Consider the following 16,174-nt stretch of genomic DNA (forward strand, 5'->3'; position numbering starts at 1 on the left):
GGCAAGCCTTGCTCCCACAGGGCAGAGATAAATCTTCTCGTCACCAGGTTCCGTTTCAGGCGTGCTTTTGCAACCCGACAACCGTACGCGGCATGCCCACGAACCCGGGCAAGGCTTCGATCCGCCCCAGCCAGGCCCGCACATTGGCGTAGCCCTCCAACGACACATTGCCTTCCGGTGCGTGGGCGATGTAACTGTAGCCGGCGATGTCCGCGACGGTCGCCGCGTCACCCGCCAGGAAAGCACGGGCGCTCAATTCTTGATCAATGACGTTCAACACAGTGTGGGATCGGGCAATCACGTCCTCAGCGTTGTAGGCCGCGCCAAACACTGTGATCAGCCGCGCCGAGGCCGGCCCCGCATGGATCGGCCCGGCCGCCGCCGACAACCAGCGCTGCACCCGGGCGGCACCGACTGGATCGGTGGGCAGCCAGCGGCCCTTGCCATATTTTTGCGCCAGGTACACGAGGATCGCGTTGGAGTCCGCCAGCACCACACCGTTATCATCGATGACCGGTACTTGGCCAAACGCATTGAGCGCAAGGAAATCCGCCTGTTTGTGCGCGCCCTTGGCCAAGTCGACAAAGATCTCCTCGACCGGCAGTTCAAGTAACGACAGCATCAGTTGAACGCGATGGGAATGGCCGGAAAGCGGGAAGTGATAGTGCTTGATCGGGTTCATGGTCGACTCCGCTGGAAGTGACGCCATCAGCACAACGGCGTCGATGGGGTCATCTTCCGCCCAAGGCAAAAACAAGAGAATCACCTGCAGATGCAATCCATTGTTTCAGCCAGAGAAACAATGCTTCAGCCGCTCAAGGCTGGATGTTCGCGCAATGCACTGACAACAAAATCGACAAAACTGCGGACCCGCGCCGGCGCATTGCGCCCGCCTTGGTACACCACATGGATCGGCAGCGGCGGCAATTCGAAATCGGCCAGGACGATTTCCAGCTCACCGGCGGCCACGTTGCCCGCCACCTGATAAGACAGGATTCGCGTCATCCCCAGTCCCTGACAAGCGGCGGTAATCGCCGCCTGGTTGGCCGTCACTACCAACCGCGGCACGGGCCGGACGGCCAACGGTTGGCCTGAATCGATGAAGGTCCAGCTTTTGACCTGGCCAATGGCCGATGACGCCACCACGGGCATTCGCTCCAGGTCATCCGGATGCCGGGGCCGCCCGTGGCGCGCGAAGAAATCCGGGGAGCCGCACACCACCCGCCGCACTTCACCGACCCGCACGGCGTGCAGGTTGCTGTCCGGCAGCTCGCCAATGCGCAGGGCAACGTCGATGCCCTCCTCTACCAGACTGACCGTGCGGTCCAACAACAAGGCGTTGATGCTGACCTCAGGGAATCGGTGCAGGTAATCCACTAGCAGCGGCGTGACGAACAATTGCCCAAACAGTACCGGCGCGGTAATCGTCAACTGCCCGCGGGGCTGGACGTGACTGCCAGCCGCCGAATCCTCGGCTTCCTGCAAATCGTTCAGGATCCGCCGACAGTCCTCGAGAAAGCGCTGGCCGGCTTCGCTCAGGTACACGTTGCGAGTGGTACGGACCAGCAGTGGCGTGCCGATGCGTTGCTCCAACGCCGCCACCGCCCGCGTAACGCTGGCCGCCGACAGGCCCAGGCGCCGCGCCGCCGACGAAAACCCCGACGCCTGGGCCACGGCGAGGAAAACCTGCATTTCCTGGAACCTGTCCATCCATCCCCCGATGAGAAATCCTGATACAAGTTTTCTGCACGCCTCAAAGCAGCGCGACACGGCCATTGTAGGGGCCTGTGCCAGTGAACCACAGCGTAGCGCAGCCGAACACCGGGCCATTGGCCCGGCCAGGGACGACAGCCCTTGCTACCATCCATCTTCATGACAGTTTCATGACCGACGGAAGACCCCTGTGGGAGCGAGCCTGCTCGCGATGGCGGTGTGTCAGTCACTATGAACTCAGCTGATCCGGCGCTATCGCGAGCAGGCTCGCTCCCACAGGGGCAGTGTCCGTTCAGTAGAATGACTTCAACCGAAAGGCCTGCTTTTGTGAACGTTCTTTATCGCGCTTCAACCCATCCCCGCGCCTCGCTCATCGCCCTGATTGGCTGCGTATTGATGGTCCCCATGGGCCTGCGTCTCGCCCTGGGTTGGTCCGACCCGCTGGGTTATCTCTCGGACCTGGGTATCGGCGGGTTGTTGATCGTGCTGCTCCATCGCCGTCCCGGGTGGCTGGCATTCCCGGTATTACTGGCCTGGAGCGCATTGACCCTGGCCAGCATCGAGCTGGTCAGCGCGGTCGGGCGGATGCCCAGTCCTTCGGATATTCATTACCTGACCGACCCGCAGTTCGTTGAAAACTCCACCAGCGGCGGCTTCGCCCATCCGTGGCTGGCCGCGATCCAGTTGGCAGCCCTGGCGTTGTGGCTGGTGAGCCAATGGTCCTGCCGCCCCCACCAGGCGCCACGCTTGCCGCGCCGCGCCTGGGCCGTGCCGGTGTTGCTCTTGCTGAGCCACGGCGCACTGCAAGCCTGGCGCCCCAGTGAGGCGGACCAATGGAATGTGTTCAACCTGCCCCACCAACTCGTCACGGCGGGGATCGCCGCCGGGCAGGACCAAGCCCGGCAATGGCTCGATGGCGACACCGTTGACCCAATCCCGCCCATGGAAGGGCTGACCCGCCTGGACCTCGATGGCCGCAAATTGCTGGCCGAACCGGGGCGTGCGCGCAACGTGCTGGTTATCGCCCTGGAAGGCATTCCCGGCGCCTATGTGGGTGCCAATCGCCAGGCCTTGAGAAGCAGCTACCAGGAAAACCTGATGCCACACCTCAGCGCCTGGGCCGAGCGCGGCATGAACACCCCCGATTACGTCCTGCACAGCCACCAGACCATTCGTGGCTTGTACGCGATGCTGTGTGGCGATTACGACAAGCTCGACGACGGCACGCCCAAAGGCGTCGAAATGCTCAACCAGACCCAGCGCAACCAAGCCTGCCTGCCGGCCCAGTTGCGCCAGAACGGCTTTTCCACGCATTTCCTCCAGGGCGCGGGCCTGCGCTTCATGGCCAAGGACCGGATCATGCCGCACATCGGCTTCGACACGACCCTGGGCATGGAGTGGTTCACGCGCCCCGCCTATCTGGAATTTCCTTGGGGCAAGGACGACAAGACGTTCTTCGAAGGCGCGCTGGACTACGTCGGGCAACTGCAACAAGCGAACAAGCCCTGGATGCTGACTCTGCTGACCGTGGGCACGCACCAGCCCTACTCCGCGCCAGACGACTACCTGCAACGCTACGACACGGCCAAGCAGGCGGCGGTGGGTTACCTGGACGACGCACTGGCGAACTTCCTGGCGGGCCTGGAACGCCAGGGCATCCTGGACAACACCCTGGTGGTCATCACCTCGGACGAATCCCATGGCATCGACGATGTGCGGCTGGCCTCGTCCTGGGGGTTCAACCTGACGCTGGCGCCGGAACCCTTGCCCCGGATCAAGTCAGGCACCTACGGGCATGTGGACCTGACCGCCTCGATCCTCGATTACTTCGGCTTTGCGGTGCCCAAATCGTTGTCCGGCCGCTCGATGTTCAGGGACTACCCGACGGGTCGGGAAATCATGTCGTTCACCAACGGCAAGCTGCGCTACCACGATGGCAAGGGCACGTTTACCGAATGCGATTTCCTCCAGCATTGCCGTGACTACACTAGCGAAGGCTTCATCGCCGACCGCGTCATCTATGGCGGGCAATACAGCGGCCAGCGTGCCCGATTGATCAGCGCCCGGGCCACCGCCCTGGACCAGACACTGTTGCGCACGCCCTTGAACCAGCATTATCAGTTCGGCAGCACGGACAAAATCCCGTTGCCGGCCCAGGTCACCAACGACTGGACCGACAACCTGATCGGTGCCCAATACCTGGAAATGCCCAAGGGCTCGCAGACCCGCGTCAGCCTGACCATCCGAGCCGTGGAAGCTGACCATGCCGCCTACATTTCCCTCAAGGCCAAGGAGTTCGAGCAGGATGTGCCGATGGACCTGCCGACCGAGGTGGCGGTGACACCCGACCAACCACTGGTGATGAACATCAGTTTCGACAACCCACAGCAGCGCAAGGCGTTTTCCTTCCATCTGCTCGGTCATGGGGTCGGCGCCATCGAGATCAGCGACTTCAGCGTCGTGACCGAACTGCTGGATCAGGCAAGCCAGACGGACCAGCCGCAATACCTGGACGATATGCAGGAAGACAGCGAGGTCCAATCCGGCTGAACAAAAAACGCGCAGCCATGGCTGCGCGTTCCAATGTTCGGAGTCGGACTTGATCAATGTTTGATCAATAGCATGATTTCAAATGCATTCAATGCCGCCCCGCGCAGCAGTTGGTCGCCGCTGATGAACACGTCCAACCCGTACTCGCCGTAGATCAGGTTGTAGCGAATCCGTCCGACTTCCACCGCGTGTTTGTAGGTCGAGGTCATGGGCATCGGATAAGCGCCGTATTCCGGCTCATCCACCACTTCAACCCCTGGCGCGTTGCGTAACAGCTCGCGCACCTGCGCCAGCGACTGGATGGGGGTGTTGAAGCGCAGGCTGAGACTTTCGGCATGGGAACGCAAGGTCGGCACCCGGACCGCGGTGGTGCTGATCGCCAATGCCGGTTCATCGAGCACCTTGCGCAACTCCCAGACCACTTTCATTTCTTCACGGGTGTAACCGTTGGCTTCGAACGAGTCGACCTGGGGAATCACGTTGAAGGCCAGGTTATGGGCGAAGTGCTCGCTGTCATCGCGGTCGCCATAGTCGCTGAAGGACTTGGCCTTCTCCCGCAGTTCCAGCATCGCCGGCTGTCCCGCCCCACTGGCCGCCTGGTACGTAGAGATGATCACGCTCTGCAGCCCGAACGCGTCATGCAGCGGACCCAGCACCATCAGTGCGATGGCTGATGAGCAATTGGGATTGGCGACCAATTTCTCGCCCCTGTAGCGCTGCCCATTGATGGGCGGTACGAGCAAAGGGATATCGTTGTGATAACGGAACGCCGATGAGTTATCGATGACGTAGGAATTTTCCGCCAAGCGCTCACCGTATTCCAAGGCAAAGGCCCCGGAAACACACAGGAAAACGATATCGCACGCGGCGCAACCTTCAAGGGAAAAAGGCTCGATCAGATGTCGCGCCCGCCCCACCGCCAAGCGCTTGCCGGCCGAACGCCCCGAGGCCATGCAGACCACTTCATAGTCGGTATCTTCAAGCAATTGCAGCATGGTCATGCCCACTGCACCGGTGCAGCCCACCACGGCGATTTTCTTCATTTTCCGTCCCTTATCCACCTTTGCAAGGCTCAACCGTCTCGGTGTCCCTGATTGCCTGCGATCGATTGTAGGGAGACGGGCCCGTCCGCTACAGTGCGGCGCAAGACAATAAACGGTGGAATCACGCCAAATGCACGCTCACCCCGGAACCGTGGCGATCCTGGTTTATGAAGGCTTGTGTGTATTCGAATTTGGCATCGCCCTGGAGATTTTCGGCCTGCCGCGCCCGGAACTGGATGTAGCGTGGTATGACCACCAAATCGTCGCCGTCGATCCAGCACCGATGCATGCGCTGGGCGGCCTTCGGATAGCCGTCGACGCGGGGCTCGAAGCCTTGGACAGCGCGCGAACCGTCATCATCCCCGGCTGGCGCAGCCACCACGAACCGCCTCCCGAGGCGTTGCTGCAAGCGCTGCGCCGCGCCCACGCCCGCGGCGCACGCCTGTTGTCGATCTGCTCGGGGGTGTTTGCCCTGGCCGCCACCGGGCTGCTCGACGGCAAGACCGCGACCACCCATTGGCAATTCTGCGCGGAACTGGCCGAGCGATTCCCGCTGATCAAGGTTGATCCAAACGTGCTGTATGTCGATTCCGGACCGTTGATCACCTCAGCCGGCAGCGCGGCGGGCATTGACGCCTGCCTGCACCTGATCGCCCGGGATTTCGGCACGCATGTCGCCAACTCCGTGGCCCGTCGCCTGGTCATGGCGCCGCAACGGACCGGCGGCCAGGCGCAATTCATCGTCGCCCCCGTAAGCAAGTCGCCACGCAACGAACTGAGCCGCGTCCTGCAGTGGCTTCGCGAGCACCTGGATCAACCCTTGAGCGTCTGCGACATGGCGGCCCGCGTCGCCATGAGCGAGCGCACCTTCCTGCGGCGCTTCGTCGAGACCACCGGCCTGCCGCCCAAGACCTGGCTGCAACAGGAACGCTTGAACCGGGCCCGGGAGCTGCTGGAAAGCACCGACCAGAGCACGGCCGGCATCGCCCAGGCTTGCGGCTATCGGTCGGTGGAAAGTTTCCGCGCCGCGTTCCGCAACGCTGTCGGTTTGCCGCCCACCGCCTATCGCGAACGATTCGGCAGCGGCGCGCCCCGCCCACAGCAGGCCCGGGGCTAATCCAGCAACCGGTGCAGCTTGGCGTACTGCAACAGCATGATGGTCTTGCCGTCGCAAATTTCCCCGGTCTCGATCATGCCCAAAGCCTGGTCGAGGGACAGCTCCAACACTTCGATCTCCTCGCCTTCGGCTTCCAGGCCACCGCCTTCGTGCTGCTTGTCTTCGTCAAAATATTCGCCGACGAAAAAATGCACCCGCTCAGTCACCGAGCCCGGGCTCATGAAGGCGTCGAACACCTTGCGCACGTCCTGGATGATATAGCCGGTTTCCTCCTGGGTTTCCTTGCGGATGCAGGTGTGCGGATCGTCGTTGTCCAACAGGCCGGCGCAGGTTTCTATCAACAGGTCATCGTGCCCGTTGACGAAGGCCGGGAAACGGAATTGCCGGGTCAACACGACCGTTTGCTTGGCCTTGCTGTAGAGCAGGATGGTGGCGCCGTTGCCGCGGTCATAGGTTTCGCGCGTCAGTTCGCGCCATTGGCCGTTGCGGCCGAGGTAGTCATAGGTGGTCTTGCGCAGCACATACCAGTCGTCCGAGAGGACTTCGACGTGCTTGATGCGTACACGGTCCTTGATGCCGATTGCCTGTGTCATTTACCCACTCCGTTCAAGGTCAAAAGTCTCCTTTGGAACCCAATGCTGTTCACTTGAGAGAAATGATGGACCTGTGGCCAGAGATTGCTCCCGCTCGGCTGCGAAGCAGTCGTAAACCGGCGTGGGCGGTATGCCTGATGCTCCGCATTAGGCAGGTTTTGGGGCCGCTTCGCGGCCCAGCGGGAGCAAGCTCCCTCGCCACGGGTTTGTCGATTGCCTTAAGTGAACAGCATTGCATTTAGAACCCTATTACAACGATGCAGGGACGCGTGGCAATGCTCGTTTGTGGGCTGTCTTGAGGTAGGCGCCTTCAATGATCTGTCGCGCCTGCGGCGACACCTCTTCACCCATCAGGTACGCATCGATTTCCTCATAGCTACAGCCATACGCCACTTCATCCAACTTACCGGGCGCCAGGTCTTCCAAATCCGCGGTCGGCGCCTTGCGCACCAGGTACGCGGGGGCACCCATCGCGTCGGCCAATAATCTCACCTGGGTTTTCGTCAGCCCGGACAGCGGTGCCAGGTCGCAAGCGCCGTCGCCGAACTTGGTGAAGAACCCCATCACCGCCTCCGCCCCATGATCGGTTCCCACCACCAATCCGTTGCTCAAGTTGGCAATGGCGTATTGCGCCAGCATCCGTGCACGGGCCTTGGCGTTGCCTTTGGTAAAGTCGGTGAGTTCGGCCGAAGATTGCAAGCCGTCGATGGCGATACTGCCCATCAGCCCGTCGACACACGCGGCGATGTTGCTGGTGGTGATCGCGTCCGGTCGGATGAAGTCAAGGGACGCCTGGGCGTCCTGCTCATCGGCCTGGGCCTTGTACGGCAGTCGGACGGCGATAAACCGCGCCGCGTAGTCTTCCCCCCGCAGTTGCTCCACCGCCAACTGGCACAGGCGGCCGGCGGTGAGCGAGTCGACGCCGCCGCTGATCCCCAGCACCAGGGACTGGCAGCCCGACTCGCGCAGGATCTGCTTGATGAACTCGACCCGGCGAGCAATCTCAGTGGCTTCGCCACCCCGAGTAAGTTGGCGGTCGATGCCCAGCTCCCGGGCAATGCGTTCTTGCGCGAGCGTAGTCATATCAGGCTCCCATTTGTGGATTGATCAGGGCGACGTTGAACACTTGGGCGGCGTAGCGCAGGAACGAGGCATCCTCGCAGACGTTCTTGATCGGATCGTCGGAGAACTTCACCACCGGTTCGCCGTGGACCCGCACCAGTTTCATGACAATGCTCAGCGGTTCGACACCGTCGACATCACAGGCCAGGCTGGTGCCCATGCCAAAACCGAATTTGGCCTTGCCGCGAACATGACGCAGGATCGGCAGGCACTTCTCGAAATTGAGGCCATCGGAGAACATCAGGTCCTTGGTGCGCGGGTCGATGCCCAGCTCCTGGTAACGCCCCAGCACCTTGTCCGCCCAGACGATCGGGTCACCGGAATCCTGACGCAGGCCGTCATAGAGCTTGGCAAAGTACAGGTCGAAATCCTTGAGGAAAAAGTCGGTACTGATGCAGTCCGTCAAGGCGATACCGAGGCGGCCGCGATACTCGCGCACCCAATTTTCCAACGCCGCGTTCTGGCTCTCGCGCAAACGCCCGAGTTGCTGGTGCACCATCAGCCATTGGTGGGCCATGGTGCCGATCAGGGGGAGATCGAACTCGTAAGCCAGGTGCGCGTTACTGGTGCCGACAAAGACGCCAGGAAAATCGCTGCGCATGACGTTCACCACTTCACGCTGGGCCCTGAACGACAGCCGCCGCCGGGTGGAGAAGTCTGAAACGCGAAACTCGGCGAGCTCTTCACGGCTGGCATTTTTCTCCAGCCATTCGAACTTCTGGTACAGCTTGCGAGTGACGTCGGCCAACTCGACTTCGGGGTACTTCTCGCGGTTGCGCAGTTCGCTGACCATCGCCAATACCGGTTGCTCGAACATGATGCAGTGCAGCATCGGCCCACGGACGCGGATGTGCAGTTGGCCGTCGACTTCCGAAACGTGGATGTAGCGCAAATTGAAGCGAAACAGGCCGAGAAACTGCTCGAAGTCCGGTGTCAGGTACTCACGGAAACGCTTGTTGAACAAAAACCGCTGCTCTCCCTCGCGCAGTTGCAACCCGGCGAGTTTTTCCAGTTCGACACGAATGTCCGGGATCAGGTGACCGAGCCGCTCCTTGGAACGCACGATGAACTGGTATTCCACCTCGACATTCGGGTGCTGGTGCAAGACCGCCTGCATCATGGTGAAGGTGTAGTAGTCGGTATCCAGAAGACTCTGGATGGTGCCGCTGTTTGTGTCGAATGCACTGTCCATGTCTGTTCCTTATGCGTTTGCCAAGCGGAGGATGTCTTCGCGCGTCGCGGCGACCGAGATGCCCGCTTGCTGCATGTCGGCAATGGCTTGAACGGCCCCCTGCTCACTGATGGCCCGGCAGGCCGGAAGGTGAACGATCACCTTGAAGCCAGCGGCGGCCAGTTGCAGCGCGGTGGTCTTGACGCAGAAGTCCAGCGCCAGCCCACCAACGATGACCTGCTCCACAGCCTGGCCTTTGAGGTACTCGATCACCCCGGTGGACAGCTTGCCGTGCAGGTCGTGGTAGCAGGCGCCGTACGGGTGCAGATCGGGCTCGACGCCCTTCCAGACGAAATAGTCGTAGTCGTAGGGGGGCGGCAGTTGGTCCAGCAAGGCGAAACCTTCGGTGCCGGGGACGCAGTGGCTGACCCAAGTGATGTCGGCGTGCTCCAGCCCGGTCGGCACGAACATCTGTGCGTGATCGGCGACCACCCAAGGGGCCTTGGGCGAATGGGCGTCCTTGCTGCCGATGCGGAGGCTGGCCAGGGACGCGATGAAATTCAGCTCACCGGCAATCTGGTCACCGCCCGGCACCGGGAGCTCATCGGGGCATAGCGGCGTGAAGCTCTTTTGCGCATCGACATCGAAAGAAGCGGTTTTCCGGGTCAGGCTGTTCATGCTGGGTTTCTCCTCTTCATGGCCACGAGAGTACATAAGGTGTACTTTCATAACAAGCTATTCGGAGAAATATTTTTGATGATTCATTCTTATCCAATGAAGTCGCACCAAAAAAGCAGGTTTACGTCAAAAAGATTTTGCTGCTAGAGTACATGTCGCGTACCAAAAGAGGATAAGCCATGTTCGAGATTGCCCTGTATGGCGGTGCCTTCAATCCCCCTCACGCCGGCCACGCCCAAGTGATGATCGAGGCCTCACGCCAGGCCAGGCGCGTGCTGGTGGTCCCCAGCTTCCGGCATCCTTATGGCAAGCGAATGGTCGACTATGAGGTGCGCCTGAACTGGCTGGAATCGATCGTCGAGAACGTGCAGCCGCTGTGTTGCGCCGAAGTGCGTGCAAGTCGGGTGGAGCAAGTCGTGGCCCGTGGCGTCGAAGGCGCCATCTACAGTTACACCCTGCTCGCCCACCTCGCCGACAGCCTGGCCCTGGACGGCAAGCGGATCGCGTTGGTGGTGGGCCAGGATGTCGCGGATTCGCTGCCGACCTTCTATCGCGGCCAGGAATTGCTGGAGCGGTTTTCTGTCCTTTGCGTGGAGGAAAAGATCCACGTGCGCAGCACGGGGGTTCGCGAACGCCTGGCCTTGGGCAAGCCGCTTCCCACCGACTGGATGGCACCCGGCATGAACCCGTTAAACTATGACCTTTACGCTACCCACGGAAATCGACATGCCCACTAGCACAGCCCCTGCGCGCGGTTATCTGCACACTATCGACCTCTGTGTGCTGCGCTTTTGCCGGGAGACCCAGGCGCTGGAAATCCTCCTGAACCGACGGGAAGCCGAGCCGTTCGCCGGCCATTGGGCGCTGCCCGGGATCGTGGTCAATGGTGACGTCGAAGACCTCACGCTGAACGACGCCGTGGAGCGCCTGCGCAATTCAAGCAAGGTCGGCATGCCGCTGGCCTGGATCGAACAGGTCGGCACCGTCGGCGACGCGTTCCGCGATCCGCGCTGCTGGTCGTCCTCGACGTTCTACCTGGCGATTGTCAGCGAAGCGGTCCAGCTCGCCGAACACCAGGGGTTTTTCCCATTCAAGGACGTCGCGAACGCCTCGATCAAACTCCCTTTTGATCACAACAGCCTGGTGGCGACGGCCCAGGAGCGATTGTTGTCCAAAGCCCTCTACAGCAGCCTGCCGCTGATGTTCCTGGGCCCGGAATTCAGCGCGCCGGAAGCGGTGAACATCTTCTCCGTAGTACTCGACCGCCCAGTGCTCAAGACCAGCATGCGCCAGCGCTTGCTGAAGATGACCGAGGCGGGCTATTTGCAGGAAACCGGCCGCAAAAAAGCCGGCGACGGCGGACGCCCGCAACGCACGGTGGAAAATCTCAAACCGGCTAGCGTTTATCTTTTTGATCGGTGTTTTCTGGAGTAGCGCTTAGCGGGTACCTCTTTCGAGCGGCAGGCTGGCAGCAGACGACCCGATTACTCCAGCCCGTCAGTAAAGACCTTGCCAGGGTTCATCAGCCCCGCCGGGTCTAGCGTGCGTTTGATGGCACGCATCAGCTCGATCTCCAGGGGATCCTTGAACTGGGCTGCGGCATGGGGTTTGGCTTGTCCCAGCCCATGTTCAGCACTGATGCTGCCATTGAAGGCACTGGTCATCCGGTAGATGACCTGCATGATCGCGTGTTCGCGGGCCTTGAACGAGGCGTCTTCATCGCCGACCGGCTTGCTGATGTTGTAGTGCAGGTTGCCGTCGCCCATGTGGCCATAGGAAACGATGCGCACGCCGGGAAAGTCCTGTTGCAGGGCTTTGTCGGTGCGTTCAATGAATTCCGGTATCCGACTCACGGGCACGCTGATGTCGTGCTTGAGGCTGGGGCCTTCATGGTTTTGCGCCTCGGAAATACCTTCGCGCAGCGCCCACAACGCGGCGGCCTGGGCCTGGCTGCTGGCCAATACCGCGTCGATGACCCAACCGCATTCGAAGGCATGGGCCAGGCCGTTTTCCAGCAACAGTGCCAAGGGCGCGTCGGGCACTGTGTCGCGCAGTTCTATCAAGGCGTACCAAGGGTGCTTCGCTTCCAAGGGATCCGTACAACCCGCCACATGGTCCAGGACAAACTCCAGGCTCTGGCGCGACATCATCTCGAAGCCGGTCAGGCGGTCGGCGCACAGGCTGCGCACATGGCCGATCAAGTCCACCGCCGCTTGCGGCGAAGGCAGCGCCACCCAGGCTGTCGCGGTGCTATGGGTCGCCGGAAACAGCTTCAGCACCGCCGCCGTGATGATGCCCAGCGAGCCCTCCGAGCCGATGAACAAATGCTTGAGATCGTAACCGGTGTTGTCCTTGCGCAAGCCTCGCAAGCCATTCCAGACACGACCGTCAGGCAGCACCACTTCCAGCCCGAGGGTCAGCTCACGCATGTTGCCGTAGCGCAGCACCGCCGTGCCGCCGGCATTGGTCGCCAGATTGCCGCCCACCGTGCAACTGCCCTCCGCCCCCAACGACAGCGGGAACAGGCGACCGGCCTGGCTGGCGGCGTCCTGTAGCTGCTGCAGGATCACCCCGGCCTCGACCGTGATGGTTTCATTGGCCAGGTCGATCTCACGGATGCGCCGCATACGGGTCAAGGACAACACCACTTGGTTGCCGGAGGCATCAGGGATCGAGCCGCCACATAACCCGGTGTTGCCGCCCTGCGGCACCAAGGCAACCTGGGCGTCATGGCAGATGCGGACAACCTCGGCGACTTCTTCGGTCGTTGCCGGGCGCACCACCAACGCAGCCCGGCCTTGATAGGCGTTACGCCAGTCCGTCAGATAGCGGTGCATCAGTTCAGGGTCGCGCACCCATCCTGCCTGCCCGACCACTTGCTCGATCCGCTGGAGCACTTTATCGCTCAACGACGACATACTTCCTCTCCGGTTACGGACGCTGCCCGAACTCTGCCTGACCGGCCGTCCAGCCCGCCACGCGCTCGCTCAGGGACAGCCCAAGGCCAGGCCGAGTGGGCACCAGCATGCGCCCATCGCGGGTTTGCATGCGTTCGTTGAACAACGGCTCCAGCCATTCGAAATGTTCCACCCAAGGCTCGCGGCTGTAAGTGGCGGCCAAATGGATGTGCAATTCCATGGCAAAGTGCGGCGCGATCATCAGCCCCGCTTGCTCGGCCAATGCCTGGACCTTGAGATAGGGGGTGATGCCACCGACACGAGGCGCGTCGGGCATCAGATAATCCGCCGCACGCAGCTTGATGAATTCCCAATGCTCGGCAACGCTGGTGAGCATTTCACCGGTCGCGATCGGCGTATCGAATTGCTCGGCCAGCGCGGCATGACCTTCGGCGTCGTAGCAATCCAGCGGTTCCTCGATCCAGACCAGGTTAAGCGGCTCAAGACGGCGGCACATGCGCTGCGCAGTGGGCCGGTCCCATTGCTGGTTGGCGTCGACCATCAAAGGGAAGTCATCCCCCAGGTGTTTGCGGATGGTGCTGACCCGGTGCAGATCCAGCGCCTGGTCAGGCTGGCCGACCTTGAGCTTGATCCCGCCGATACCCTTCTCCCGAGAGAGGTCAGTATTGATCATTAATTGATCAAGCGGTGTATGCAGGAATCCACCCGATGTGTTGTAGCACTGGACAGAATCGCGATGGGCACCCAGCAAGCGAGCCAGGGAAAGATTGGCCCGCTTGGCTTTCAAATCCCACAGGGCGACATCAAATGCGCCGATCGCCTGGGTTGCCAGGCCGCTGCGCCCCACCGAGGCACCTGCCCAGCAGAGCTTGTCCCACAGTTTGGAAATGTCGCTGGGGTTTTCGCCAAGCAGGCTGGGGGCGACTTCCTGGGCATGGGCAAATTGCCCGGGGCCACCGGCTCGCTTGGAATAGCTGAACCCCAGGCCACGGTGGCCGTCCCTGGTTTCGATCTCCACGAACAGAATGGCGATTTCGGTCATTGGCTTTTGCCGACCGGTCAACACCTTGGCGTCGCTGATGGGGTTGGCCAACGGCAGGAAAACCGAGGCCACGCGCACCCAGGCAATGCGGTCGTCGTCGGCCGAAGGCGTTTGAGGCGTGTCTTGCATGACTGTGCTCCGAACGGTTGGGTTCGGCTGCTGCAACACGGCGTCGTGTTACAGCAGCGAATGCAATGGGCTAGCTGCGCATCAATTCAATCGCCGCACTTTTGCGGTTGCGAATGACCGTCACCAGGTGCCAGGAGATGGACGCGGCGGCCAGGATGAGGAAGCCCGCCGAGATGGGATTGGTCAGGAAGCCGCCGAAATTGCCATCGGACAGCATCAAGCCGCGACGCAAGTTGGTTTCAGCCATCGGACCGAGGATGAAACCGATGATGAACGGTGCAATCGGCAAACCGGCCTTGACGAACCCATACCCCAGCAAGCCAAACAGCAGCACCGCCCAGACGTCGAAGATCCGGCTGTTCAGGCCAAAGGCACCGACCACACAAAGCACCAGGATGATCGGCAACAGAATGTGCTTGGGCACCGCCAGCAACTTGATGAACATGCGCAGGCCGTAGAACTCCAGCACCAGCATGAGCACGGAAGCGAGGATCAGCGCGGCGAAGATCGTGTAGACCAACGGTGCCTGGCTGATGAACAGCAGAGGCCCGGGCTGGATGCCGTGGATCATGAAACCACCGAGCATCACCGCTGTGGTGGTGTCGCCGGGAATGCCCAGCGTCAGCAGGGGAATCATCGCGCCGCCAATACCGGCATTGTTCGCCGTCTCGCTGGCGACCACACCGTCGATCTTGCCTTTGCCGAATTCCTCCGGGGTCTTGGAACGTTTCTTCGCCACGATGTAGGAGACGATATTCGACGTACCGGCACCGATGCCGGGCAAGATGCCGATGCCCAGGCCGATCAGGGATGAACGGGTAGCATTGGGCAGTTGGCCGACGAACTCCTTCATCGAAAAACCAAACCCTTTCACGCCTTTCATGCTGACGTGCTGGGGTTTGGCCCGGTGGCTCAGGCGCGCGCTTTCCGCGAACTTCAGCACTTCGGCGACCGCGAACATACCGATCATCACCGTGAGCATGGCGAAGCCGCCGTTGAGGCTCGGCAGGTCAAAGGTAAAGCGACGGATGGCCTCGACCGGGGCGATCCCCACGGTGGAGAAAGCAAAGCCCAAGGCACCGGCAAACAAGCCTTTGACCAGCGAGCCGGTGGACAGCGTGGCAATCAGCGTCAGCGAAAAGATCGCGATGGAAAAGTATTCGTGCGGGCCAAAGCTCAGGGCCAGTTCCGCCAGGATCGGGGCGATGAACATCAGCGCGGCGATACTGAAGATCGTGCCGAGGAACGAGAACACCACCCCAATGCCAAGGGCCTTGACGCCATGACCTTGTTTCATCAGCGGCCAACCATCGAACGTCGTCGCGATGGAGGCCGGCGTTCCCGGTATGTTGAGCAATATCGCCGATATCAGCCCTCCCGAGGTGGCGCCAACGAACAGCGCAACCAACAGCGCCAGGCCAGTACCAGGCCCCATCGAGTAAGTCAGCGGCAGAAATAGAGCGATCGCCATCGTGGCCGAAAGTCCAGGAATCGCACCAAAGATAATTCCTACCACCACGCCGAGGGTGATTATCAGGAAAGCGTAGGGTGTCAGTACGGCTGCGAAGCCTGTTTGCATGAGTTCAATCATGGCCGTCCCCTAGAAATCCAATAGGCCGACCGGCAGAAGCAAGTCGAAGCCATGGCGAAAGATGTAAAAGATCAGAACAGCCGAAACGACCGCGATCAGTGCGTATCGCAGGTGCTTGACCTTTTCGTCCGCCGGGGTCAATACGATGAACTGGGCATAGAGATAAAGCACAGTGGTGATCACGAAACCCAGCGGTTCCATCAGCGCCGTGTAAAGCAGCACCAATGCCATGGATTTGATGACGGTTGGGTAATCGATCGCCTCGGGCTTTTCCACGGGCTCGGCACTTTTATCCGGCAGCTTGCGCCACACCCACAATTGCAACGCACCCAACAGGCACAACGCGACGGCGAGCACCCAAGGGACAAACGCGGCATCGATCGTCCCGCGACGCGGCAGGTTCATGGTCAATACCAGGTAAGCGATGCCGGCGCCGAGCATGGCCAGGCCGGCGATCAACTCGTTTCTTTTATAGGAATCCATACAGGCTCCTCTTGCTGGGAAGGA

15 protein-coding genes are annotated in these 16,174 nt (G+C 61.2%); 4 read left to right on the forward strand and 11 right to left on the reverse strand.

The window, feature by feature from the left end; genetic code table 11:
* Positions 1-55 precede the first annotated feature (55 nt).
* Together HU767_RS02605 and HU767_RS02610 are read right to left on the reverse strand one after the other, a co-directional pair.
* On the reverse strand, positions 56-682 hold the full coding sequence (locus HU767_RS02605; RefSeq protein WP_186706479.1) for a glutathione S-transferase: 627 nt from the start codon (positions 680-682) through the stop codon (positions 56-58).
* 125 nt (positions 683-807) lie between these two features.
* Positions 808-1,710, reverse strand: coding sequence for a LysR family transcriptional regulator (locus tag HU767_RS02610; RefSeq protein ID WP_186728429.1), 903 nt, complete (start codon positions 1,708-1,710; stop codon positions 808-810).
* Positions 1,711-2,040: 330 nt separating this feature from the next.
* Here HU767_RS02610 and HU767_RS02615 point away from each other — a divergent pair, with 330 nt between their 5' ends.
* A complete protein-coding gene (locus HU767_RS02615; RefSeq protein ID WP_186728430.1) occupies positions 2,041-4,263 on the forward strand; it encodes a sulfatase-like hydrolase/transferase in 2,223 nt (740 codons plus the stop codon).
* Positions 4,264-4,316: 53 nt separating this feature from the next.
* Here the strand turns inward: HU767_RS02615 and HU767_RS02620 are convergent, their stop codons facing one another.
* Entirely contained in the window at positions 4,317-5,306 is a 990-nt protein-coding gene (locus HU767_RS02620; protein WP_186728431.1) for an aspartate-semialdehyde dehydrogenase, read from the reverse strand.
* Between the two features lie 130 nt (positions 5,307-5,436).
* Between HU767_RS02620 and ftrA the strand changes: the two genes are divergently transcribed.
* Positions 5,437-6,423 (forward strand): transcriptional regulator FtrA, encoded by a 987-nt coding sequence (ftrA, locus tag HU767_RS02625; protein WP_186728432.1) that lies wholly within the window; start codon positions 5,437-5,439, stop codon positions 6,421-6,423.
* Here ftrA and nudK read toward each other — a convergent pair.
* The 4 genes from nudK to HU767_RS02645 all read right to left on the reverse strand — a co-directional run bounded on the left by nudK (position 6,420) and on the right by HU767_RS02645 (position 9,987).
* Positions 6,420-7,016, reverse strand: coding sequence for a GDP-mannose pyrophosphatase NudK (gene nudK / locus HU767_RS02630; RefSeq protein WP_186706474.1), 597 nt, complete (start codon positions 7,014-7,016; stop codon positions 6,420-6,422). The genes ftrA and nudK overlap by 4 nt on opposite strands.
* A 249-nt stretch (positions 7,017-7,265) precedes the next feature.
* Positions 7,266-8,099, reverse strand: coding sequence for an ammonia-dependent NAD(+) synthetase (gene nadE, locus HU767_RS02635; RefSeq protein ID WP_186728433.1), 834 nt, complete (start codon positions 8,097-8,099; stop codon positions 7,266-7,268).
* A gap of 1 nt (position 8,100) precedes the next feature.
* Positions 8,101-9,330, reverse strand: a complete 1,230-nt coding sequence (gene pncB / locus HU767_RS02640) for a nicotinate phosphoribosyltransferase (protein ID WP_186728434.1) — start codon at positions 9,328-9,330, stop codon at positions 8,101-8,103.
* Positions 9,331-9,339: 9 nt separating this feature from the next.
* Positions 9,340-9,987, reverse strand: a complete 648-nt coding sequence (locus tag HU767_RS02645) for a nicotinamidase (RefSeq protein WP_186728435.1) — start codon at positions 9,985-9,987, stop codon at positions 9,340-9,342.
* Positions 9,988-10,166: 179 nt separating this feature from the next.
* Here HU767_RS02645 and HU767_RS02650 point away from each other — a divergent pair, with 179 nt between their 5' ends.
* Both HU767_RS02650 and HU767_RS02655 read left to right on the forward strand, forming a co-directional pair.
* On the forward strand, positions 10,167-10,724 hold the full coding sequence (locus tag HU767_RS02650; RefSeq protein WP_186728436.1) for an adenylyltransferase/cytidyltransferase family protein: 558 nt from the start codon (positions 10,167-10,169) through the stop codon (positions 10,722-10,724).
* Positions 10,714-11,421 (forward strand): NUDIX hydrolase, encoded by a 708-nt coding sequence (locus tag HU767_RS02655; RefSeq protein WP_186728437.1) that lies wholly within the window; start codon positions 10,714-10,716, stop codon positions 11,419-11,421. The genes HU767_RS02650 and HU767_RS02655 overlap by 11 nt, the downstream gene beginning before the upstream one ends.
* A 50-nt stretch (positions 11,422-11,471) precedes the next feature.
* On the opposite strand, the gene HU767_RS02660 is transcribed toward HU767_RS02655, so the two are convergent.
* The 4 genes from HU767_RS02660 to HU767_RS02675 all read right to left on the reverse strand — a co-directional run bounded on the left by HU767_RS02660 (position 11,472) and on the right by HU767_RS02675 (position 16,150).
* Positions 11,472-12,905, reverse strand: a complete 1,434-nt coding sequence (locus tag HU767_RS02660; RefSeq protein ID WP_186728438.1) for an FAD-binding oxidoreductase — start codon at positions 12,903-12,905, stop codon at positions 11,472-11,474.
* Positions 12,906-12,918: 13 nt separating this feature from the next.
* Positions 12,919-14,076 (reverse strand): mandelate racemase/muconate lactonizing enzyme family protein, encoded by a 1,158-nt coding sequence (locus HU767_RS02665; RefSeq protein WP_186706467.1) that lies wholly within the window; start codon positions 14,074-14,076, stop codon positions 12,919-12,921.
* A 70-nt stretch (positions 14,077-14,146) separates the two neighbouring features.
* Positions 14,147-15,667, reverse strand: coding sequence for a tripartite tricarboxylate transporter permease (locus tag HU767_RS02670; RefSeq protein ID WP_046063370.1), 1,521 nt, complete (start codon positions 15,665-15,667; stop codon positions 14,147-14,149).
* A 9-nt stretch (positions 15,668-15,676) separates the two neighbouring features.
* Positions 15,677-16,150: a tripartite tricarboxylate transporter TctB family protein gene (locus HU767_RS02675; RefSeq protein WP_186706466.1), complete on the reverse strand. Its 474-nt coding sequence runs from the start codon at positions 16,148-16,150 to the stop codon at positions 15,677-15,679.
* Between the last annotated feature and the right edge of the window lie 24 nt (positions 16,151-16,174).

The organism is Pseudomonas sp. SWRI179 (assembly GCF_014268705.1).
Classification (GTDB): domain Bacteria; phylum Pseudomonadota; class Gammaproteobacteria; order Pseudomonadales; family Pseudomonadaceae; genus Aquipseudomonas; species Aquipseudomonas zanjanensis.